The organism is Thiohalobacter sp. (assembly GCF_027000115.1).
In the GTDB taxonomy this organism is placed as follows: Bacteria; Pseudomonadota; Gammaproteobacteria; order Thiohalobacterales; family Thiohalobacteraceae; genus JALTON01.
This window is the reverse complement of record NZ_JALTON010000061.1, coordinates 1-20514: the sequence shown is the minus strand read 5'-3', so window position 1 is coordinate 20514 and position 20514 is coordinate 1. Positions and strand designations below refer to the sequence as shown.

Here is a 20514-nt window from a genome sequence, read left to right as displayed (position 1 = left end):
CTCAGAATGCCACCTGTAGCTGAAGCGTTAGCCTGTTTTCCTGGCGGTCCCTGCCTCCGGTTCCGGAATCCTGCTCCGCATAGCGATAGCGAAGGCTGCCGGTGGCATCGGGCCGCAAGGTTCGTGACAGTTCGAGACTCCAGTAACGAAAATCCCGTTTCCTGTTGCTCGCCGTGAAGGTGCTGTTCTGGCGTCCGTAGCGAAGATTGGAATAAGTGCGCACCCCGACATCCCAGCGCCAGGACAGGGTGCCACCTCGGGCGTCCTGCTCCCCTCCGTTCAGAAGCAAATCGCGCTGTTCGTCGAACAGGGTGAGCCGGAGCCGGTGCCTCGGAAAGCGATAGCCAAAGGTGGCGGTGGCCCGCTGCCGCTCGATCACGGAATCAGTGAGGGAAAACAGCCCTTCCTCGGTCAGAAACACCGGATCGCCGGTCACCGGGTCCCGGAATTCGACCGTCCCGCCACCGAACACGAGCTGCACCTGATTGCCACCATAGGGCTGCAGCTGCTGCACCGTGATGGTGTCTTCGAAATATCGCAGATTCCAGCGGCTGCGACGGGTACGATGTGTAAAGTCGCCCGACCAGGTCACGCCGGGATTGAGGCCGACGCTCCGGTCACGGAAGCGCACATCCAGGGTGGTGCGAGCCGAGGGCGTGAGCTTGACGGAAACGCCCTGATCATTATTGCCCTTGAGTGCTTCCACCGAAAAATGACGGCTTGCCCAGCGCGCGCCGCCGGACCAGTACGAACCATTGGTCACGCGCCTGACACTGCTGAAGCTGTTGTCCTCCTTGCCCGCGCGCGCCACCAGGCTCAGTCCCCGCCAGAGACGGTAACCCACCACCCCGGCAAGGCTGCGAAATTCCGGGTTTCTCAACCTTTGCCGACGCAGGATTTCATCCCGGTAATCGAGTTGCCAGCTCAGACGAGTGAAGCGGAAGCCGTTCGAGAACCGTGCCGTCACCCGCTGCCGATAGGTGTCCGCTGCACCCCGCTCATAATCGCGCTGTTCGGCGTGATACCCGATCTCGGTCCTGAACCGGCCACCGAAGTCGTGCCTCAGGTAAGGACTGACGTAATAGGAGACGACATCGGCCCGGTTGGCCGTGCGGTTGAAATTATCGAGGGTCAGGCGCTCCTCCGCATCAACAATGCTCTGCGATCTGGAAGCGCCGAAGTCCACGAACAGCCAGTCCTCGACGAGGTCCGCATCCCCCTTGGCAAACAAGCGGTGATAGACGTCGTTCCGGCTCCCATCGCGGGCGAATACCAGGGACTGAAGCTGGTAATCGGCGACCAGGCGCAATCTTCCGCCTTCCTTGCGTGCCGCGATGCCGGGCATGATCTGGGTGATGAAATCACTCTCTTCCTGCCCGGGCTGGTCCAGCCCCACATTGTCGGTCCAGGTCTCGGATACAGTGACCCGGGGCTCGAGCTGCCATGTGGCATCCGCGAGCGCCAGCGCAGGCACAGCCAGTGCCGCCAGAACTGCGACGAGCGGTGACAAACGAAAACGCATCCCGAGGTCAGCGCTTGTGCCCATACCCATACCCGTATCCATAGGCTCCGTACAGATCCACACCCACATGATGATGGGCCTTGTTCAACACCAGCCCTACCACTTCGGTCCCGTCAATGGTGTTGAGCGCCTCCTGGACTACCGGTTGCGGTGTCTTGCTCTCCTCGACCACCACCAGGATCTGTCCCATAAGCCCGGCCAGTACCCGTGCCTCGCTGGTCAACAGCAAGGGGGGACTGTCAAAGATGATCACGCGATCGGGATAGCGCATGGACATCTCGTCGGCCAGTTCCCTCATGGCAGAGCTGGCGAGCAGCTCGGTGGCATGCGGGTGGGGGCGTCCCGCCGGGAGGATCGACAACTTGGGCACGCTGGTCCTGATCAGGACATCACCCAGCCAGACATCATCATCCAGCAGCACATCGGTAAGCCCCTTCTCCGCCTGGATGCCCAGACGCTTGGTCACCTCCGGTTTGGCGACATCCGCATCCACCAGCAGCACCGTCATGTCCTTTTCCATGGCGATGCTGAGCGCGAGATTGATGGAGGTGAAGGTCTTGCCCTCGCCAGCCAGCGAGCTGGTAACCATGACCAGATTCGGGTGAGTGATCGCCGTACTGCTGGCCGACTCGCCACGCACATGCTTGAGCAGCGGCCGTTTTATACGACGGAACTCCTCGGCGAGCTGATCCCTCTGGGTAGAGTGCGGATCGACGATACCCCCCGCCTGGAGGCTTCCCAGATCGATATCGATGTACCGCTGACCTGGCGCCTCGCCATCCGGGGCTTCAACGCCAATGACGGAATCCGCTCCGGACAGCGGCGGCTCCAGGGACGCGCCGTCGCCGTCCGGCGCCACGGGCCCGTCGCCGATCTTCTTTACCGCCTTTTCAATGGTATCCATCGGTTCTCACTCAGGAGTATCAAAGCGCCCGAAGCTGCCGCAGCAGATCCAGATCCAGAAATTCGACGGCCATGAAGACACCGTAGAGCACGAACAGTCCCGCCACTGCCACGCCGAAACTGGCCAGCGCGAGCTTGCGCTTGCGACGGATCTGGTCCGTATAGACCATCGACACTGTACCGAATACCGGCAGGCCCGTGATTTCCTTTAGCTGGCGCGAATCGTCGAAGGTCGGCCGGATCTGGTAGAGCACGAAGGCCACAGCAAGACCGGCACCGAGCGCCCCCAGCAGCGCAAAGCTCATCAGCAGAATGCGATTCGGCCCGGAGGGTGCAAGCGGCACCCGGGGCGGCTCGACCACACGGAACTTGACATCGTCCGCCGAGATCTCCGCCTGTTCCGAGATGGAGGCCTGTTCGCGGCGGGCCAGCAACTGCTCGTAGTTCTTCTTGTGCACTGCATAGTCGCGGTTCAGGCGCTGCAACTCTGCCTCGACCTTCGGCACGGTGTCGACCATCTCCTGCAGCTTGCGTACCCGTTCCTCGTACTCGCTGACACGGGCACGCATGGAGGCGATCTGGGCCTCGGTTTCGGTCAACACCATCTGCATCTGCTGATACAGGGGATTGGTGGGCGGCGCCGTCTCGGCCATTTCCATGGCTTCCGCATCGCGCTTCTTCTCCAGGTTCTCGATCAGACGCCGTGTCTCGATGACATCCGGATGCTGCTCGGTAAAACGCAGCAGCAGTTCATCGAGGCGTGCCTGCAGCGTCTGGATCCGGGCATCGATGGCCGAGGTTGCGCCGGAAGTATCGTTATAGATACCGAGCGACATCTCGTCGTCCTCCAGATCCTGCAACTGTTGCATCTGCGCTGCACGGCGATTCTGAAGTTCACGCAGTTGCAGGCGCGCCGCCTCGAGATCGGCCTGTGCCGACTGCAGCCGGGCGTAGTAGTCACGCCCCTCGCCGGGCATCATGCCGACATGCCTGCGCTTGAAGTCCGCGAGCCGCGCCTCGGCCTCGTTGAGCTTCTTCTCGTACTCGGCAATCTGCTGGTTGAGGAACTGCTGCGCGCTGTCGGTATCCTCGCGGGTCTGACCGAGGCTGCTCTCGACGAAAATGGTCAGCAGGGATTGCACCACCCGCTTCGCCAGGGCGCGGTCCGAATCGGTGAAGGAAATGGTATAGAGGTTTTCACCCCGGCGACTGCTGGTGATCTTGATCCGCTTGGCGAGAGAATCCAGCAGTGCCTCCATTTCTTCCGGCGTGCCGGCGCGCAGGTCCAGATCCGTCATCCGCGCGAGCTTTTCCAGGTTGGGCCGGGTAACCAGCGTTCGCGTCATCATGCTCACCCGCTGGGCGGCATTGCTGCTGACCGCCAGCCCCCGCAACAGGGGCCGCAGCACCGTTTGCGTGTCCACATGGACGGTCGCAGAGGCGCGATACTCGTCCGGCATGCGCTCCACAAACAGCACACCAGCCAGGAATACCACCCAGGCCACCAGCATCAGGGACCAGCGGAAGCGCCAGATACCCCGCGCATGGCGCAGCAGCTGCTCGAGCAGGTCATACATGCGGAACGCCCCCCTCTCCGACGACCGGATTCAGCAACACTTCTAGACTAGAACCAGGCCTCGGGAATGATGAGGATGTCACCCGGCATCATGGCCACGTTGGCAGAGATGTCGCCCCCGTTGAGCAGGTCGTCGATACGCACCTGGAGCTGGGTGGGCTTGCCTTCGATGCGGCGCACGATCACTGCCCGGTTGCCGGCGGCGAATTCGGTGATGCCACCGACTGCGATCATGACGTCCAGCAGCGACATCTGATCCCGATAGGGCAGGGCACGCGGTTCGGCAGCCTGGCCCACGACACGGATCTGCTGGTCATAGGGCCCCTGGAAACCGGTCACGATGACGGTAACCACCGGATTCTTGACATACTTGGCCAGCGCCTCTTCCATGTCCCGAGCAAGCTGCGAGGGTGTCTTGCCCGCAGCCGGCAGATCCTCGACCAACGGCGTGGTGATACGGCCATCCGGGCGTACCGGGACCGCACTCGAGAGCTCCTCGTTGCGCCAGACAAAGATCTGCACGCTGTCACCCGGGCCAATAACGTATTCCGGAGACCCGGCCGGACCCACGCTGACCGATTCGGCGGGCGGGAAGTTGGTCGGCGCGCAACCGGCCAGCAAAAGCATGGAACCCACCAGCGCCCACAGCGCTGCAACCGGCGAGTATGAGAGGCGTCGTTTCACTGGTGTTTCCCCCGTAGCTGAGTAAGGACTGAAACTCCGGGCCCTAACGCCCTGGAATCCCGAAAGCGGTTTCGGCACACCGCGTTATAGTGAAAGGGAACTATAAACCCCGGTCCAGGGGTTGTATGTACGAAAATGCTTACAAGGCTGCAAGCCGGTGCCGGCATTCTGACGCCATCCTCTCGGCCAGTTTCCTGCGACGGCCGCCCCCCACCCATCAGCCCGCGCTCGAATGAAAGGGAATGACCTCGAAGGAATTCCGGAAGCGGATGCTGGCGTTCGAAAATTCGATCTTGCCGTCCCGGGCCAGTTGTTCCAGAAAACTGTGTGCCTCCCCTTCAGAGACGCCCGCCATCTTGGCAATCTCGGATATGCCCACCCTGATGGTGAGCCAACCCGGCCGCTTGGGGTCCGCCTGCGCCTTGTCCATGAGACCCCGAACCACGAACTCGAGACGCTCTTCCTCCGAACCATAGGCCAGGATCATGGCCAGGTCGTCCATCCGCCGCAAGCGTTCCGCGAGAATTCCCAGCAAGGCACGGCTGCGCCCCGGATCCTCGGCAATGGCGGCCAGAAAATCCTCCCGGGACAGCACGATCAGTTCCGCGTTGGTGCCGGCGACGGCATCCGCTGATCGCGGCTTGTCATCGATAAGCGAAAGTTCGCCGAAGAGATCACCCTTGCGCAACGTGACCAGGGTCAGGCCATGCCGGTCCGCTCCGACGGAACGGGAAATGCGTACCGTGCCCTCATCGACCATGTACGCCTCGTGCGCCGGGTCACCCTCCCGGAACAGGGTCTCCTCCGCGCCGAGGACCAGGCGCTGGAAGCTCTGCGAGAAGGCATCGAGGGCAAGATCCCGCCCGCCCAGATGACCGAAGGCCCACTGGTAAAAACTGGCAAACGGGCTGGTCATCGGAATCACATGCTCACCGATTTCGTCGACCCACAACTGGTTACCGACCGCCTCGAAACCGAGCCGACGATAGATGGAAACCGTCTTGGCGTTGACCGTGGCGATGATATTGGTAACGCCCCAGCTATGCGCGACCCCGGCGGCCATCTTGAACAGTGACCGGAACACGTCGCGCCGATTGCGCCAGTTCTTCGCGATCGCCAGCATGCCCGCGCTGACGAAACGGGGTTCGCCCTGGCCGGAAGCGCTCCGGCGGACCTCGTCGCGATAACCACTGAAATCGAACACCTCGTCCGGCGGCAGGCCCGTCCCCGTGTCCAGATTGATGCGAAGGGTACCGACGGGCTCGCTGCCGTCATAGGCAATGATGTTGGCAGTCTTGGGGAAACTGTCGAAGCGATCGACGATCATCCCGCCCCTGGCCGCCTCGGAGTCCTCGAAGTAGCCCTCCTCGCCCACGTACACCGCATGGCGAAGACGATAGACGTCCTCGAGTTCGTGGGCCGTCCTAGCGACCTTTATCCTTACGGACATGTTTCCACCTCAAACCGTCAGAGGGGCGGCTCCCGGTGCTTGCCGGCGGGGACCGCGTCGTTCCAGCCATCCGGACCGGATCATACGCCGATCCTGCCGCGCTCGGGAGGGCACTCGAACGGCTCTGACAAACTTGTCGGGATGGGCCGACATCCCAGCGATGTTCGCCAGCCAGCGAGCCCTCGATTCCGGGCTGACCCGATTCCCTGTCCCTGCCCTGTGAATTCGTCCGAAAAGCCGTAAACTTGAGGACCATGCTGGCCCGCAACGGCAGGGAAGACACCCCGCAATGGCTTCGTTCGACTACCAGACGGCCTTTTCCCGGAATATCGGCTGGGTCACCCGGGATGAACAGGAAAAACTGCGTAATCAAAGAATTGCCATTGCCGGCATGGGCGGGGTCGGGGGCGTGTACCTGCTGACCCTCACCCGCCTGGGCATTGGCAACTTCAATCTGTCAGATTTCGACACTTTCGAACTGGGGAACTTCAACCGACAGGCCGGAGCGGCTCTCTCCACGCTCGGGCGCCCGAAGCTGGAAGTCATGGCCGAGTCAGCCCTCGACATCAATCCGACCCTGAATATCCGACAATTTCCATCGGGTATTTCCGCGGACAATGTCGATGAATTCCTGCATGATGTCGACCTCTACGTGGACGGGCTCGACTTCTTCGTGCTCGATGCCCGTCGCGCGGTGTACCAGGCCTGTGCCGAGCGCGGCATTCCGGTCGTGGTAGCGGCACCGCTGGGAATGGGCGTGTCCAATATCAACTACCTGCCCGGCGGCATGCCGCTCAACCGCTATTTCGATTTCCGCGACGGCCTGTCCGAGACCGAACTCGCCATTCGTTTCCTGGTCGGACTCTCGCCGGCCGTACTCCAGGCACGCTATCTGGCCGACACTTCCGCGGTGCGGTTCAAGGAGAAGAAGGGACCATCAACGCCGATGGCCTGCGAACTCTGCGCCGGTGTGGCGGGTACGGCGGCGCTGAAGATCCTGCTCGGACGCGGCAAGGTCATCAGCGCGCCCGACAGCTTTCACTTCGACGCCTATCTCAACAAGGCGGTACATGTGCGCCGCCCCGGGGGCAACCGCAACCCCTTGCAGCGGCTGGCACTGGCCATCGCCCGTCGGCGCTTCGGCAAGTTCTCGTGAGCACCATGCGCGCCCGGCTCGATGACAGCCCCATCACCCGGGTACTCGATCTGGCCCGCTGGGCGCCCAGCGGCGACAATACCCAGGTCTGGCGTTTCGAGATCCAGGCGCCCGACTGCTGTATCGTGCATGGACGCTGGATCAGTGATCACTGTGTCTACGACCTGGAGGGCCACTCGAGCGAGTTGGCCATCGGAGCCCTGCTCGAAAACATCGCATTGGCGGCCACGCGCGAGGGTTGCCGGGCGCGAATAGAGCGACTGCCGGCAAATGCCCGGCAGCCAACTTTCCGGGTCCGACTGGAAGCCGATGCCGGGACGACGCCTGACCCTCTCGTCGATGTCATCGAAAAACGGAGCGTGCAGCGGCGGAGTTACAGCACGCAATCGATCCCGGCTGAAATCCGTGAACGACTCGAAGCCGCCTTGCCTGAAGGCTATCAGGCGCAATGGTTCGAGGGCTGGTGCGAGCGACTGGATATCGCACTGCTGATGTTCCGGAATGCGGGGGTGCGACTGGTCATGCCCGAGGCCTACGAGGAACATCGCAAGGTCATCGCCTGGGACAGCCGCTTCAGCGAGGATCGGATACCGGACCAGGCGCTCGCCATCGACCCCTTACTGCGGCGGATCATGAAGTGGGCCATGCAGCGCTGGGAACGGGTCCGATTCCTGAACCGCTATGCGGCCGGCACCTGGCTGGCACGCATCGAAATGGATCTGATCCCCGCCATCCGTTCAGGCGCACATTTCGTGCTGCATGCGGACACACCGCCCCGTTCCAGTGATGACTACATTGCTGCGGGCCGCATCCTGCAACGGTTCTGGCTGACGGCAACCCGCTGCGGCCTGCAGCTCCAGCCGGAGACGACACCGCTCATCTTCGCCTCCTACCTGCGCGACGATATCCGCTTTTGCGAGGATCCGGCCATCCGCCGTCGGGCCCAGCGCTGCCATCGGCATCTGAAACGCGTGCTGCATCCGGAATCAGACGAATCTGCCTTCTTCTTCGGCCGGCTGGGGTTCGGACAGGCCGCCCGGGCACGGTCGCTGCGCAGGCCACTGGACAAGCTGCTGGAGTGAACGGCTTCGCCGTCCGCGGTTCCCGTCCTCCGCTCTCCCGTCAAGTCCCAGTCAAATGGCGGCCAAATAAAAAACGCCAGCCCGAAGGCTGGCGTTTTTTCGCCGGGTCCTCGCGACTCAGGCGCGCTTCTTGCAGGTAAAGCCGGCCAGTCCGAAGGCGCCGATACCCAGCAGGGCCAGGATGCCCGGCTCGGGGACGAACACGGCGCTGCCGTCATGGTCCAGCCCCACCGTCTGAACGGAGCCGGGGCCACCCGGGTACACGAACTCCAGTGCGGGGGAGAGGTTGTTGACGTTGACGTCGACCACCATGGTCGTCGGGATCAGACCCAGATCGAGCCCCGTCTTGGTGCTGGTGAAGACGCCGGGTGCCATCACGCCCAGATCGAAGTCGAAGGCGATCTTGCACGAACCCTGCGCAAAGCTGGTAGGACCGTTGAGGAGGCAGTCGCCGCCGGGAGAGGTAATGCCGGCGATGGCGGTCTCGGTGCCGTTCAACGCGCTGTCCAGCGCCTCGTCATACCAGAAGGTGCCGCTGCCGCCAGTGAAGACGGCCTTGAGCTGGCCCAGCGGGGTCAGCGTGGTGTATCCGCTGAGGCTGAAATCCACCATCAACTGGTAGAAGAAGTTGGCACCGGTGGTGAAACCCGGCAGGGTCGTGTTGTTGTCCTGGAAGGACACGATGTCGACCACACCAACCTCGATGAAGGAGTCGATGCCATCCAGCGTTCCATCACCGGAGGCGTCGGTCACGCTTACCGTGGACAGGCCCTGGGAGGTCCAGGTCATCTCGTCCGCATTGAAGGTGTAGGCCACGGTCGATCCCGGAATGGCCGTGGTGTCGAAGGTGAAGTCCAGATTGGCTGCGTTGGCCTGCGACCCGCCGAGCAGGGCCAGACCGAATGCCGATGCCATCAGCGTCTTGTTGAATGCCGTTTTCATTGTCGAACTCCTCAGAGTGCTTGCGCTTTCGTTTGTCAGGTCCGGCGGCCCAGGTCGCCTCACCTTCCCGTAATCTCAGCGAACCCGGTTTTCCGGTTCACCGCTTGCCCAGTTCAAAGCAATCGTCATGCCAACTCTGGAAGCTGGCTTTTTTATTTGTATATTCAGTGCCTTGTGAATCCCTGAGGGTGCACACCAAGGGCGCCGCAAAGAGGGTGTAAAAGCTTTTGACAGTGGATTGATGGCTCTTCCCGGTCGGAACGGCTGGATCCTTGTGTTTTCAACTAGTTACCTTGTGGCGAAGCTGTAAAAAATCTGGATCACCACGTCCTGAACATCACGTTTATTTATATTTTTCATATAGTTCAGAGAAGTCCGGCGGCACGCGGCCCTCGGGAAGCGCCGCCACTGCCCGGTGCAGCGAACGCCCCGCCTCTTTCTCCCTGCCCAAACGATCGAGCACCCACGCCTTGTGAAGCAGTACCTCCGGGTTGTCGGGATAGGCGGCCAGCACCTCGTCCAGCAACGGGAGTGCGGCCTCGGGCCGTCCCGAGCGGGCCTCTATCCAGCCGAGGGTATCCTTGAGAATGACCTGTCCCGGCGAGAGCCCCACCGCTCTGCGCGCCAGCTCACGTGCGGTCTCCGGCCGCCCCTGCTCAAGCTCGATCAGCGCCAGGTTGTTCAGCGCCACCACGTCGCCCGAGTCCAGCTCGAGGAGCGAACGGTACACCTGGGCAGCCCTGTCAAGTTGCCCGGATTGCTCCAGGTGCCGCGCCATCCGATGTTGCACCAGGCGATCGTCGGGGTGGGACGAGAGCCACTGCTCGACCGCGTCCACCGGGAAGGGCGCGCCCGCCGACCGCGCCGCTGCCATCATCCTCAGCAGCGTCTTCTGACGGGGACGCTCCGCCCAGGCAGCGCGATAGGCCTCGAGTTCCGCTGCCGCATCCCCCTCCGAGCGTGCCAAATCGGCCCTGAGCAAGGCCGCCAGCTCCCTTGCACCCTGCGCGTCGAGCGCCTCCAGGTGCTCACGTGCCGACGCCCGGTCACCCCGCGCCAGCGCAAGCCCGCCCATCACCGCCCGGACCCGGCTGTCTCCAGGATATGCCTTGAGCAGAACCGCAAACTGCGATTCGGCCCTTTTCGCGTCACCCAGTCGCAGATGGAGATGCCCCAGCAGCCGACGGATATCGAGGGCGGCCGGATGCGTCTTGATGCTTTTCTCGCCCAGTTGCACCGCGCTCTCGGTGCGTCCCTCGGCGACCATGAGCCGCATCTCCGCCAGATCGAGAAACGCGGCATCACCAAACTGCTCGCGGCCGTCCGCCAGCAGCGTTCGAACGCGATCGAGATCCCCGGAAGCCAGTTTGTGATCCAGAAGCAGTTGAAGCACGAGCGGATTGTCAGGTGCACGGCCGTGGGCCTCCTCGAGCCAGCGGCCTTCCGACGCCGCATCTCCCGTGGCCGCCGCGAGACGCGCCAACCACAGACGCGCGCCAACATGGGCGGGATCACGCTCCAGCACTTCCATGTAACGCTCGCGGGCGGACTTCCGGTTGCCCTCGAGCAGATCCAGCCGTGCAAGATTCAGGCGTGCCGGGTGATAGGCATCGTCCAGCACCAGCGCCCGCTCGAACGCCTTGCGCGCCGCTGCCCGTTCGTCCAACGCCACCAGCACCACGCCGCGCGCGTTCACCACCGCAGGATCATCCGGCGCCAGCGTTTCAAGTTCGCCAACCAGCGCCAGGGCGCGTTCATGGTCTCTCTCCCGAAGATATATCGCCAGCAACTGGAGCCCGGGTTTCGTCTTGTCATCACCGAGCTCCATCATGTTACGAAAGGCGGCGATGGCGCTTTCGGTCTGCCCCTGGTAGAGAAAGGCGCGCCCCATCATGCCCGACAGTTCTGCCTGGTGCGGCTGGGAGCCGGCCGCCTGCAAGGCCCGCAGATAACCGGTAGTCACATCGTAACGACCGGCCATGAAGGCAAGTTCGGCCAGTGCCTGAAGCTCGTCGGCCGTCATCTCTCCCGATTCGGCCCTGTCTTGCAGCAATGCCATGGCCTTGTCGGGGCGGCCGGCCGCCACCTGAAGCTTCAGCAGCAACCGCAAGGCAGCCTTGTCGGTCGGCATGCGGTCCAGGTATTTGCGCAGATAGCCGATGGCCTGTTCGTTCTCGCCAAGTGCCGCAAAGGTGCTGCCCAGCATGAGCATCAATGGCGGATAGTTGGGCATGGCGCGCTCTGCCGCCATCAGCCGCTCCCTCGCCTTGGCAAAAGCCTCCTTGCGAAACTGAATGGTCCCTTCCAGAAACTGTGCGGCGGGATAGCGTTTCCGCTGCTGGGCAGGAATCGCATGCAGTTCTTCCAGCGCTTCGTCAAACTGCTGCTGGTGCACCATCACCCAGGCGAGCGCGACCCGGGGCCGCGGGTTGTTCGGCATGGCGGAAATTGCCGCACGATAGGCCGACATGGCCGCGTCCGGGTTCTTCTCCGCCAGAGCAATCTCCCCTTCCAGCAAACGCAGATCAAAAGCGTCACCCAGGATTTCGCGCGCAGCGCCAAGATACCGCCGTGCTTCCTCCAGGTTGCCGCGCAACAACGCGACGCGCGCCAGACCGAGAAATGCCTGGCCACAACGCGCATCCTGTTGCAACGCCGTCTCGAAAGACTTCACGGCGTCGTCAATCTCATCCCGCGCCAGTCGGACTCGTCCCAGCAGTGCCGGCCCGATACAGCCATCAGTCGCCCCCGCCGCCTGAAGCACTTGCAAGGCCCCGTCCGTTTTCTTCTGCCCCAGCAGCGCTGAAACCAGGTCATCGAGAAAATCATCGCCGGCCACGCCCAGCGCTGCCGCCTGCCGCAATTCCTTTTCCGCCGCCACCGGATCGTCATGCTGGAGATAGATCCTCCCCAGCATCCACCGGGCTTCTGCCAGATCGGGGTCCCTGGACAGGGCATTCTTGAGTGCAATGACAGCGGCACGGGCGTCCCCCGCCTCCAGATGATCGCGCGCCTGATCGAGATACTCGACGCTGGAGAGCTCCGTACCACACCCCCCCAGGAACAGCACCCCGCAAAGGGCCAGAATCGCCCCCCATCTCGTCTCGCTCACTGCATGGGCCATGCTGTAGAACCTCTCCTTCGTCAAGTTCCCGGGACCGGCTGCCTGTGCGGCACGAAGTTCAGCCGTTGCCTGCCTGGATATCCAGGTTGTACTTCTTGATCAGCGCGTAGAACGTCGGCCGCGTGATGCCCAGCAACTCGGCTGCCTGGGATACATTGCCGCCGGTGTGGCGGTAGGCCCGGATCAGGGCCCGTGACTCGGCCTCCTCCCGCACCTGCCGCAGATTGAAGGGCATGGGATCCTGCTCGGCCGGTGCAAGTTCCAGGTCCGCCGCGGTCACCTGCTTGCCCTCGGCCATGATCACGGCCCGCTTCACGCGATTCTCGAGCTCACGCACGTTACCGGGCCAGGGATGCTGTTCGAGCGCAGCCAGCGCATCGTCGCTGAAACTCAGTGTGCCCTTTTTCATATCCTGGGCGAACTGGTTGAGAAAATGGCTGGCGAGCACCACGACTTCACCTTCGCGGTCGCGCAGGCCGGGAATGGCGATACTGATCTCGCTGATGCGGTAATAGAGGTCTTCGCGGAATTCGCCCTGGGCGATACGGTCGGGGAGGTTCTGGTGCGTGGCGCAGACCACCCGCACATCGACAGGAATCTCCTTGCGACCACCCACGCGGGTGATGACTCGCTCCTGCAGGAAGCGCAGCAGCTTGGCCTGCAGCGGCTGCGGCAGATCACCGACCTCGTCCAGGAACAAGGTGCCGCCGTCGGCACACTCGACAGTACCGGGCGTGGTCTTGGCAGCACCGGTAAAGGCCCCCTTTTCATAGCCGAACAGCTCGCTTTCGAGCAGATTTTCGGGAATGGCGGCACAGTTGATGGCCATCCAGGGTCCGTCCCGGCGCGGGCTGAGATCGTGCAGGGCGCGGGCCAGCAGTTCCTTGCCGGTGCCGCTCTCGCCAAGCAGCAGCACGGTCGCGTCGGTCGGTGCCACCTTCTCCACCGTGCGGCAGACACTGAGCATCTGTGGACTGGTGGCGATGATGCCCTTGAGCGGCGCGCTCCCGGCACCGGCCAGGCTGCGGTTCTCCCGTTCCAGCTCGTGCAGCTGCCAGGCACGATCGACGATGAAGCCGAGCAGTTCGGGGTCGACCGGCTTCTGGCAGAACAGGAAGGCGCCGGAGGCGGTGGCCTTGAGGGCATTCTCGTTGTCGTTGTTGCCGGTGACGACAATGACCTTGGTGTGCGGCCGCGCGGCCAGGATCTCGTTCAGCGTGGCCAGGCCCTCGCTGGCCCCGCCCGCATCGGGCGGCAGGCCGAGATCCAGGGTGACAACTGCGGGCTCGTGACGGCGCAATTGGGCCATGGCGCTCGCCCGATCCTCGGCGGTGACCACCTCGAAGCCCTCGAAGGCCCACTTCAGGGCACTCTGCAACCCCGGGTCGTCCTCCACGACCAGCAGTGTCTTCCGTTCCCCAGTCACCTTCCCTACCCCGTCTCCATGCCCGCTTCCGTTTCGCCTTCCAGCGCCGGGTCCGGCACCCACAGCCGGAAGCGGGACCCTTCGCCCGGCGTGCTGTCCACGGCCAGATCGCCCCCCATGGATCGTGCCCATTCCCGGGTCTCGTAGGCACCAATACCCATCCCGGTATCGCCCTTGGTGGTATCGAAGGGCCGGAACAGGCGTTCGCGAATGAAGGCCGCATCCATGCCGCAGCCGGTATCGGCAACCTCGACTACCAGCTTACCATGCTCGCGCCACAGGCGGACATCGACCCGCCCGCCGGCATCGGTGGCCTGTTGCGCATTCTGCACCAGGTTGCGGATGGCGGCCCGCACCCGGTCGAGATCAGCCACCAGGGGTGCCTCGCCCGCCCGGTTGTCGAAGCGGGGCACGGGTACCGAGCCAGCGGCTTCACCGACCACCTCCTCGATCACTCGGGCCAGGTCGAACTGGACCGGACGTCGGTTGACCATGCCGCCCTTGAGCAGATCGAGCAGACGTTGCATCTTGTTGACCGAATGTTCCATCACCCCCAGGGCATCGTCGACAAAGGCCGGATTGTCGCGGTGGCGGGCCGCGCTGCGGGTGATCAGGGACTGCTGCGCGATGATGTTCTTGAGATCGTGCAGGATGAAGGCGGATAGACGGTGGAAGCCCTCGAACTGCCGTGCTTCGGAGAGGGCCTCCAGTGCCTCGAGCTGGCCCAGATAGGTGGCTGCCTGTCCAGCCGCCGTCTTGAGCAGATCGTGCACCTCCCAGTTCACTTTCACCGGGGCCAGCGGGCGCGCCAGCACCACGAAACCGAGCAGGTCATCGGCATCGAACAGAGGCACCAGCAGCCAGGCCTGCGCACCCTCGGCAAACCAGTCCGGCAGATCGAGGCCCTCGTAGAGTTCGGGGTTGGCCTGCCACTCATCGCGGTCGATGACCCAGCCACGCTCGCTCAGGAACCGCACCAGTGGCGCATCGCCACTCACCTCGGCCCGGACCGGCTCCGGAAGGTTCCAGTGCGCCACCGGCCGGTAGTCGGAGCCGCCCTGGCGGGCAAAGAGCACGCCGCCGGCGCTGTCCACCAGCGTGGCCAGCGCGCGGACCAGGCATTCCCGTGCGTCCGGCTCGCTGCGACAGGTACCCAGCGTGCGGGTGAAGCGCAGCCATTCCTCGCGGTAGTCGTAGCGGTAGTTGAAGAAATGCTTGTTGAGGAATACCCGGATGCGGGCACGGGCGTGACCGGAGAACAGCAGCACCAGCAGGCCCAGCAGGGCCGCGAACAGGAAGGTGACCTGCAGCACGGCGCCCCAGGCACCGCCGAAATTGCGGATGTAGTAGCCGGCCGCGGCCATGCCGATCAGGTACAGGCCGGTGACCACCAGCGTTGCCGTATGCACCACCATGCGGCGGGACACGAAGATGTCCAGTGACCAGTCCGGATTGCGGGCCGCGGTCACCGCGAGCAGCGGCACCACCAGGGCGTTGACCAGTCCGCGTGCCGCCCACAGGTCGGTCTCGAGGAAACCGAACAGCACGGCATGGGAATAGAGAAAAAAGTCGTATGCAAACAGTGCACCCAGACCGAAGCACAGGAACTTGATGCCCCAGCGCTGATCGGGACGGGTATTGCGAAACAGCATTTCCACCAGCCACAGGCCGCCTATGGACAACAGCAGGTAACCGGCGAAAAAGCCCTGGCGGGGCACCTTCGCCAGCCAGCTCTCGGGCAACAGCGGAATCACCCCCAGCAGCGCGCACAGGACAAAGGCACCGACAACCCTGGGGCTCGACAGCGCCAGCCGCTCGCGGGCTGCCGCCTGGGTTCGCAGCAGCGCGAGCAGGAAGGCCCCCCAGGCCGCGTAGCGGCCGGCCTCGGCGAGCGCGGCCAGTGGTTGCAGAGCGGGCCGGAAGGCCAGTGCCGCCAACGCCCCTGCCCAGAGCGTGCTCATCCCGGTGGCCGTGAGCATCAGCCCGCCGCGCATCCGTCCCTTCCAGCTGGTTGCCAGCAGCAGGCTCAGGACAAGGAATGCCACTGCGCAGAGCAGGTAGCCCAGGCTGATCACATCCGGTTGGGTGGCGTTTCCGGCCAAGATTCAGGCTTCCTCGGCAAGACTCGGGGGCGACTCGCTCACGGCCCTCAGTGCGCACCCTTGCCCATGAGCACGACCTCGGCCGTCTGCACCAGGATCAGCAGGTCCAGCAGCAGGCTGTAGTTCTTCACATAATAGAGGTCATACTGGTGCTTGCGAAAGGCGTCCTCATCCGATGCCCCGTACTGGTAGCTGATCTGCGCCCAGCCGGTGAGACCGGGTTTCACGCGATGCCGTTCGCCGTAGTAGGGAATCTTCTTCTCCAGCTTCTCGACGAATTCGGGCCGCTCGGGCCTGGGTCCGACGAAGCTCATGTCGCCCTTGAGGATGTTGAACAACTGCGGCAGCTCATCGAGCCTTACCTTGCGGATGACATGCCCGACCCGCGTGATGCGGCTGTCGCCCTCGCTGGCCCATTGGGCACCGTTTTTCTCGGCATCCACGCTCATGGAGCGGAACTTGACGATGCGGAAGGGCTTGCCATTCTCGCCCACGCGGGTCTGGTAGTAGAGGACGGGGCCACGGCAGCCGCTCTCCAGATACACGGCCAGCGCCACCAGCCCCATCAGTGGCAGCATGAAGGGCATCATCAACAGGGTTGCGGTCACGTCGAACAGGCGCTTGCCGTAGGCCCGCAGGGCGCCGCGCTGAAAGCCGTCGGACAGAAACAGCCAGGAAGGATCAAGAATATCCAGCTTGACCTCGCCCATCTCGCGCTCGAAGAAGCTGAGCAGGTCGACCACCTCGATGCCGCTCATCTTGCAGTCGAGCAGCGCCTGCACCGGCAGCCGCCGCCGGCGATCATCCACGGCCACGACCAGCTCGTCGATGTCGTGCTCGCGCACGAATTCGGGCAGGGGCCGGTCCAGCTCGATGATGGCCTCGCGCTCGATGTTCTCGTCCTTGTCACCCATGCGCACGTAACCCAGGATGTTGAGCCCGGGCATGTCGCTGGCGCGGCGGTAGCCGCGGATCATGGCCGCCTTCTTCCCGGTACCCAGCACCAGCACCCGGCGCTTGAGCAGGGACTGGTCGCTGACGCGGAGAAAGATGGCCCGCAGCAACGCCACGGCGAGCAGAGACAGCAGATAGGCCAGCGCCAGCGCGCCGCGGCCCAGGTACAGGCCGGGCGCAAAGTAGAATATCAGTGCCAGCGGCAACAGGCTGAGCGCAAACGCGGCCAGTGTCCGCAGCAGCAGGCCTTCGAAGCCGTCGCGGGTGTGTCGCTGATAGAGGCCCATCGCCCCCATGCTGAGAATCAGGGCCGCGGCGAAAACCATGGCCTTGGGGAAGATGGGCAGAACCTTCTCGACGGTCGCCGGGTCCGCGTTCCAGAAGCGGATCTCGACGCCAGCATGAAATGCCAGGACGAAGGCAAGCGCCTCCAGCATCCCCAGCAGGACGTAGGCCATGGGGATGTAGTGCCGAAACAGTCTGATGGTGGCCATGATGGTGTGCGGTACTTCCAACCTGCCTGAAGTACGACGCGGATCTCCCCTTCATTGTGATCGGTGGGCCGATTCGGACCCGCGGAGGTTTCCGCGCAGCGAATGACGATTTTATGGCGGAAACCCGGGAAGGGAAGGCAGAGACAAAGGCTATCGTGCCCGGCCTACAGTGTTTGTAAGCTTTTTCTTACAGGGACGGCGCCTTGTCCCCAGACTTCCCTGTTCAGGGGACTGTATCGTCTGGAAATCCGCGACCTTGAACGGCCCGCCAGATGACGCTCTACAACTGGCTGTCGATGTCATGCGCCTTCAGACCCCAGGCCAGCAGACTGAGCAGTTTGCGGTTGGTGGCCCGCAGTCGCCCCACCATGACCGCAATCAGACCTCGCAGAATGCGGTAGCCACGCTCGGGGTGCATGTCAAGAAACCGTAGCAGCGCCGCCCCGTCGATCTCGATCAACCGACTGTCGCGGACCGCCATCACCGTGGCCGATCGCGGCCCCTCGTCGAACAGCACGACCTCACCGAAAACGGCGCCGGACCCGAGGTCGCACACCCCTGGCTGGATGCGCCTGCCCCGGTCCAGTTCCACGCCGCCCGTCACCCGCACCGCGCCTTCCTCCAGCAGGTAGAGGCTGTCCCCGGGACTGCCTTCCGAGAACAGGGTCTCCCCCGCCACCAGACGACGCTCGCGCCAGTCGCGGCCCTCGACGAATTCCGGATCATGCAGCAGGGCCGACAGATCATCCCTCAGCCGCTCTGCCGCCGTTGCCATTTGCCATCAGACCTTGTAGAAGTCCCGATACCAGTCGACGAAGTTGCGCACCCCCTCCTCCACCGGGGTGGCCGGCTTGTAGCCGACGTCGCGCACCAGATCCTCGACGTTGGCATAGGTATCCGGCACGTCTCCGGGCTGCAGCGGCAACAGGTTCTTCTCCGCCTTGCGGCCCAGGCAGTCCTCCAGCACCTCGATGTAGTGCATCAGCTCCACCGGCTGGTTGTTGCCGATGTTGTAGAGCCGGTAGGGTGCATTGCTGCTGCCCGGATCCGGGGCATCGCCGTTCCATTCGGGGTTGGGTTCGGGGATGCGGTCCAGCGTCCGGATCACGCCTTCGACGATGTCGTCGATGTAGGTGAAGTCACGGCGATGCCTGCCGTAGTTGAACACGTCGATGGGCTTGCCCTCGAGAATGTTGCGGGTGAACTTGAACAGCGCCATGTCCGGCCGGCCCCAGGGACCATAGACGGTGAAGAAGCGCAGTCCGGTCACCGGCAGCCGGTAGAGATGGCTGTAGGTGTGTGCCATCAGCTCGTTGGCCTTCTTGGTCGCCGCGTACAGACTGACAGGGTGATCGACATTGTCGTGCACCGAGAACGGCATCCGGGTGTTGGCGCCGTAGACCGAGCTGCTGGAGGCATAGACCAGGTGCTCCACACCATTGTGTCGACAGCCCTCCAGTACGTTGACGAAGCCGACCACGTTGGTGTCGACGTAGGCGTGGGGATTCTCCAGCGAGTAGCGCACACCGGCCTGCGCCGCCAGATTGACTACCCGGTCGGGCCGGTGGCTGGCGAAGGCCTCGGCCACTGCGGCGCGGTCCTCGAGATCGATACGCAGATCGGTGAAGCGCGGGTGCTCGGCAGTGCGGGCCAGCCGCGCCTGCTTCAGGCTGACATCGTAGTAGTCGTTCAGGTTGTCGATACCAACGACCTCGTCGCCGCGCTCCAGCAACCGCAGCGCCAGCGCCGAGCCGATGAAGCCGGCAGCGCCCGTGATGAGTATCTTCATGTTGACTCCTTGATTTGCACCGCCCGTCAGAGGCGGCCATCGACCTGATCGGCCGGGAACAGGTATTTCACGTCGAACAGCACGGCATGCGGCCGGCCCAGCGCCCGCACCTGCTCGACGCCCATGTCGCTGAACTGGCGGTGGGCGACGGCAAGAATGATGGCGTCATAGGTACCGGGCGCCGGCTCGTCGATCGGGCGAATGCCGTATTCGGCCTCGGCCTCGTCGGGATCCACCCAGGGATCGAACACATCGACCCGGGCATGATAGTCCTCGAATTCCCGGATCACGTCGATCACCCGGGTGTTGCGCAGATCCGGACAGTTTTCCTTGAAGGTGAGACCGAGCACCAGGATGTTGGCATTGACGACGTGCACCCGGCGCTGGGTCATCAGCTTGACCACCCGCCCCGCCACATGCGCGCCCATGCCGTCGTTGATGCGTCGTCCGGCGAGAATCACCTCCGGATGGTAGCCGATCTCCTGGGCCTTGTGGGTCAGGTAATAGGGATCGACACCGATGCAGTGCCCGCCCACCAGGCCTGGCCGGAAGGGCAGGAAGTTCCACTTGGTGCCGGCGGCCTTGAGCACCGCCTCGGTATCGATGCCGAGGCGCTCGAAGATCAGCGCCAGCTCGTTGACCAGGGCGATGTTGACGTCACGCTGGGTGTTCTCGATGACCTTGGCCGCCTCGGCGACCCGGATACTGCCGGCCTTGTGGGTACCCGCGGTGATGATGCTGCGATAAAGCGCATCGACGAACTCGGCTGCCTCGGGCGTGGAACCGGAGGTCACCTTGAGGATATTCTCTACCCTGTGTTCCTTGTCGCCGGGGTTGATGCGCTCGGGGCTGTAACCGACGAAGAAGTCCTCGTTGAAGCGGAGGCCCGATTCGCGCTCGATGATGGGCACGCACACCTCCTCGGTTGCGCCCGGATAGACAGTCGACTCGAAAATGGCGACATCACCGGGCGAGATCAGCCGGCCGATGGTGCGGCTGGCCGATTCCAGCGGGCGCAGGTCCGGGCGGCGCGCCTGGTCGATGGGCGTGGGCACGGTGGCGATGTACACATTGCAGTCCGCAGCTTCCGCAGCCTGGTCCGTATAGCTGAGCTGCGTGGCCGCCTTGAGCTCCTCTTCCGACACCTCCAACGTCTCGTCCTGGCCCGCCTTCAGCTCGGCAATGCGTCTGCTGTTGACGTCGAAGCCGACCGTCGGATAGTACCGGCCGAACGCCACTGCCAGCGGCAATCCCACATAACCCAGCCCGATCACTGCGATGCGGGCATCTTCCGTTTTCAGCATGCTCCC

The 20514-nt window shown here is 63.6% G+C and carries 15 protein-coding genes; 2 read left to right on the top strand and 13 right to left on the bottom strand.

From position 1 onward, the window contains the following. Window position 1: 1 nt before the first annotated feature. From MVF76_RS12565 to MVF76_RS12545, 5 genes are all read right to left on the bottom strand, one after another. Window positions 2–1552, bottom strand: coding sequence for a TIGR03016 family PEP-CTERM system-associated outer membrane protein (locus MVF76_RS12565; RefSeq protein WP_297529659.1), 1551 nt, complete (start codon window positions 1550–1552; stop codon window positions 2–4). After that, window positions 1530–2426, bottom strand: coding sequence for an XrtA-associated tyrosine autokinase (locus MVF76_RS12560; RefSeq protein ID WP_297529658.1), 897 nt, complete (start codon window positions 2424–2426; stop codon window positions 1530–1532). The genes MVF76_RS12565 and MVF76_RS12560 overlap by 23 nt, the downstream gene beginning before the upstream one ends. A gap of 19 nt (window positions 2427–2445) precedes the next feature. Further along, window positions 2446–4002: an XrtA system polysaccharide chain length determinant gene (locus MVF76_RS12555; protein WP_297529656.1), complete on the bottom strand. Its 1557-nt coding sequence runs from the start codon at window positions 4000–4002 to the stop codon at window positions 2446–2448. A gap of 47 nt (window positions 4003–4049) precedes the next feature. Then, window positions 4050–4628: an XrtA/PEP-CTERM system exopolysaccharide export protein gene (locus tag MVF76_RS12550; protein WP_297529801.1), complete on the bottom strand. Its 579-nt coding sequence runs from the start codon at window positions 4626–4628 to the stop codon at window positions 4050–4052. Window positions 4629–4902: 274 nt separating this feature from the next. Beyond that, on the bottom strand, window positions 4903–6135 hold the full coding sequence (locus MVF76_RS12545; RefSeq protein WP_297529654.1) for an N-acyl amino acid synthase FeeM domain-containing protein: 1233 nt from the start codon (window positions 6133–6135) through the stop codon (window positions 4903–4905). Between the two features lie 289 nt (window positions 6136–6424). On the opposite strand from MVF76_RS12545, the gene MVF76_RS12540 reads away from it, so the two are divergent. Together MVF76_RS12540 and MVF76_RS12535 are read left to right on the top strand one after the other, a co-directional pair. After that, window positions 6425–7291, top strand: coding sequence for a ThiF family adenylyltransferase (locus MVF76_RS12540; protein ID WP_297529652.1), 867 nt, complete (start codon window positions 6425–6427; stop codon window positions 7289–7291). Window positions 7292–7296: 5 nt separating this feature from the next. After that, window positions 7297–8373, top strand: a complete 1077-nt coding sequence (locus MVF76_RS12535) for a molybdopterin biosynthesis protein MoeY (RefSeq protein WP_317622967.1) — start codon at window positions 7297–7299, stop codon at window positions 8371–8373. A 117-nt stretch (window positions 8374–8490) separates the two neighbouring features. Here MVF76_RS12535 and pepA read toward each other — a convergent pair whose 3' ends face one another. The 8 genes from pepA to tviB form a co-directional block, all read right to left on the bottom strand. After that, a complete protein-coding gene (pepA, locus tag MVF76_RS12530) occupies window positions 8491–9315 on the bottom strand; it encodes a flocculation-associated PEP-CTERM protein PepA (RefSeq protein WP_297529648.1) in 825 nt (274 codons plus the stop codon). Between the two features lie 343 nt (window positions 9316–9658). Then, window positions 9659–12439: an XrtA/PEP-CTERM system TPR-repeat protein PrsT gene (gene prsT / locus MVF76_RS12525; protein WP_297529646.1), complete on the bottom strand. Its 2781-nt coding sequence runs from the start codon at window positions 12437–12439 to the stop codon at window positions 9659–9661. Window positions 12440–12497: 58 nt separating this feature from the next. Then, window positions 12498–13865 (bottom strand): PEP-CTERM-box response regulator transcription factor, encoded by a 1368-nt coding sequence (gene prsR, locus MVF76_RS12520; protein WP_297529644.1) that lies wholly within the window; start codon window positions 13863–13865, stop codon window positions 12498–12500. Window positions 13866–13870: 5 nt separating this feature from the next. Continuing rightward, complete coding sequence (prsK, locus tag MVF76_RS12515) at window positions 13871–15967, bottom strand: XrtA/PEP-CTERM system histidine kinase PrsK (RefSeq protein ID WP_297529642.1); 2097 nt, start codon at window positions 15965–15967, stop codon at window positions 13871–13873. A gap of 47 nt (window positions 15968–16014) precedes the next feature. Next, entirely contained in the window at window positions 16015–17415 is a 1401-nt protein-coding gene (locus tag MVF76_RS12510) for a TIGR03013 family XrtA/PEP-CTERM system glycosyltransferase (RefSeq protein WP_297529640.1), read from the bottom strand. A 280-nt stretch (window positions 17416–17695) separates the two neighbouring features. After that, window positions 17696–18190 (bottom strand): cyclic nucleotide-binding domain-containing protein, encoded by a 495-nt coding sequence (locus MVF76_RS12505; protein ID WP_297529637.1) that lies wholly within the window; start codon window positions 18188–18190, stop codon window positions 17696–17698. Between the two features lie 6 nt (window positions 18191–18196). Further along, window positions 18197–19204, bottom strand: coding sequence for an NAD-dependent epimerase (locus MVF76_RS12500; protein ID WP_297529635.1), 1008 nt, complete (start codon window positions 19202–19204; stop codon window positions 18197–18199). A gap of 26 nt (window positions 19205–19230) precedes the next feature. Then, window positions 19231–20508 carry a Vi polysaccharide biosynthesis UDP-N-acetylglucosamine C-6 dehydrogenase TviB gene (gene tviB / locus MVF76_RS12495; protein ID WP_297529799.1) on the bottom strand — a complete coding sequence of 426 codons (1278 nt, stop codon included), beginning with the start codon at window positions 20506–20508 and terminating at the stop codon, window positions 19231–19233. Window positions 20509–20514: the final 6 nt, after the last annotated feature.

Coding starts and splice junctions, on each gene's coding strand:
- pepA (WP_297529648.1), bottom strand. CDS start 9,315: ATGAAAACGGCATTCAACAAGACGCTGATGGCATCGGCATTCGGTCTG.
- MVF76_RS12555 (WP_297529656.1), bottom strand. CDS start 4,002: ATGTATGACCTGCTCGAGCAGCTGCTGCGCCATGCGCGGGGTATCTGG.
- tviB (WP_297529799.1), bottom strand. CDS start 20,508: ATGCTGAAAACGGAAGATGCCCGCATCGCAGTGATCGGGCTGGGTTAT.
- MVF76_RS12500 (WP_297529635.1), bottom strand. CDS start 19,204: ATGAAGATACTCATCACGGGCGCTGCCGGCTTCATCGGCTCGGCGCTG.
- MVF76_RS12540 (WP_297529652.1), top strand. CDS start 6,425: ATGGCTTCGTTCGACTACCAGACGGCCTTTTCCCGGAATATCGGCTGG.
- MVF76_RS12560 (WP_297529658.1), bottom strand. CDS start 2,426: ATGGATACCATTGAAAAGGCGGTAAAGAAGATCGGCGACGGGCCCGTG.
- prsT (WP_297529646.1), bottom strand. CDS start 12,439: ATGGCCCATGCAGTGAGCGAGACGAGATGGGGGGCGATTCTGGCCCTT.
- MVF76_RS12535 (WP_317622967.1), top strand. CDS start 7,297: ATGCGCGCCCGGCTCGATGACAGCCCCATCACCCGGGTACTCGATCTG.
- MVF76_RS12545 (WP_297529654.1), bottom strand. CDS start 6,135: ATGTCCGTAAGGATAAAGGTCGCTAGGACGGCCCACGAACTCGAGGAC.
- MVF76_RS12565 (WP_297529659.1), bottom strand. CDS start 1,552: ATGGGTATGGGCACAAGCGCTGACCTCGGGATGCGTTTTCGTTTGTCA.
- MVF76_RS12550 (WP_297529801.1), bottom strand. CDS start 4,628: ATGCTTTTGCTGGCCGGTTGCGCGCCGACCAACTTCCCGCCCGCCGAA.
- MVF76_RS12505 (WP_297529637.1), bottom strand. CDS start 18,190: ATGGCAACGGCGGCAGAGCGGCTGAGGGATGATCTGTCGGCCCTGCTG.
- MVF76_RS12510 (WP_297529640.1), bottom strand. CDS start 17,415: ATGGCCACCATCAGACTGTTTCGGCACTACATCCCCATGGCCTACGTC.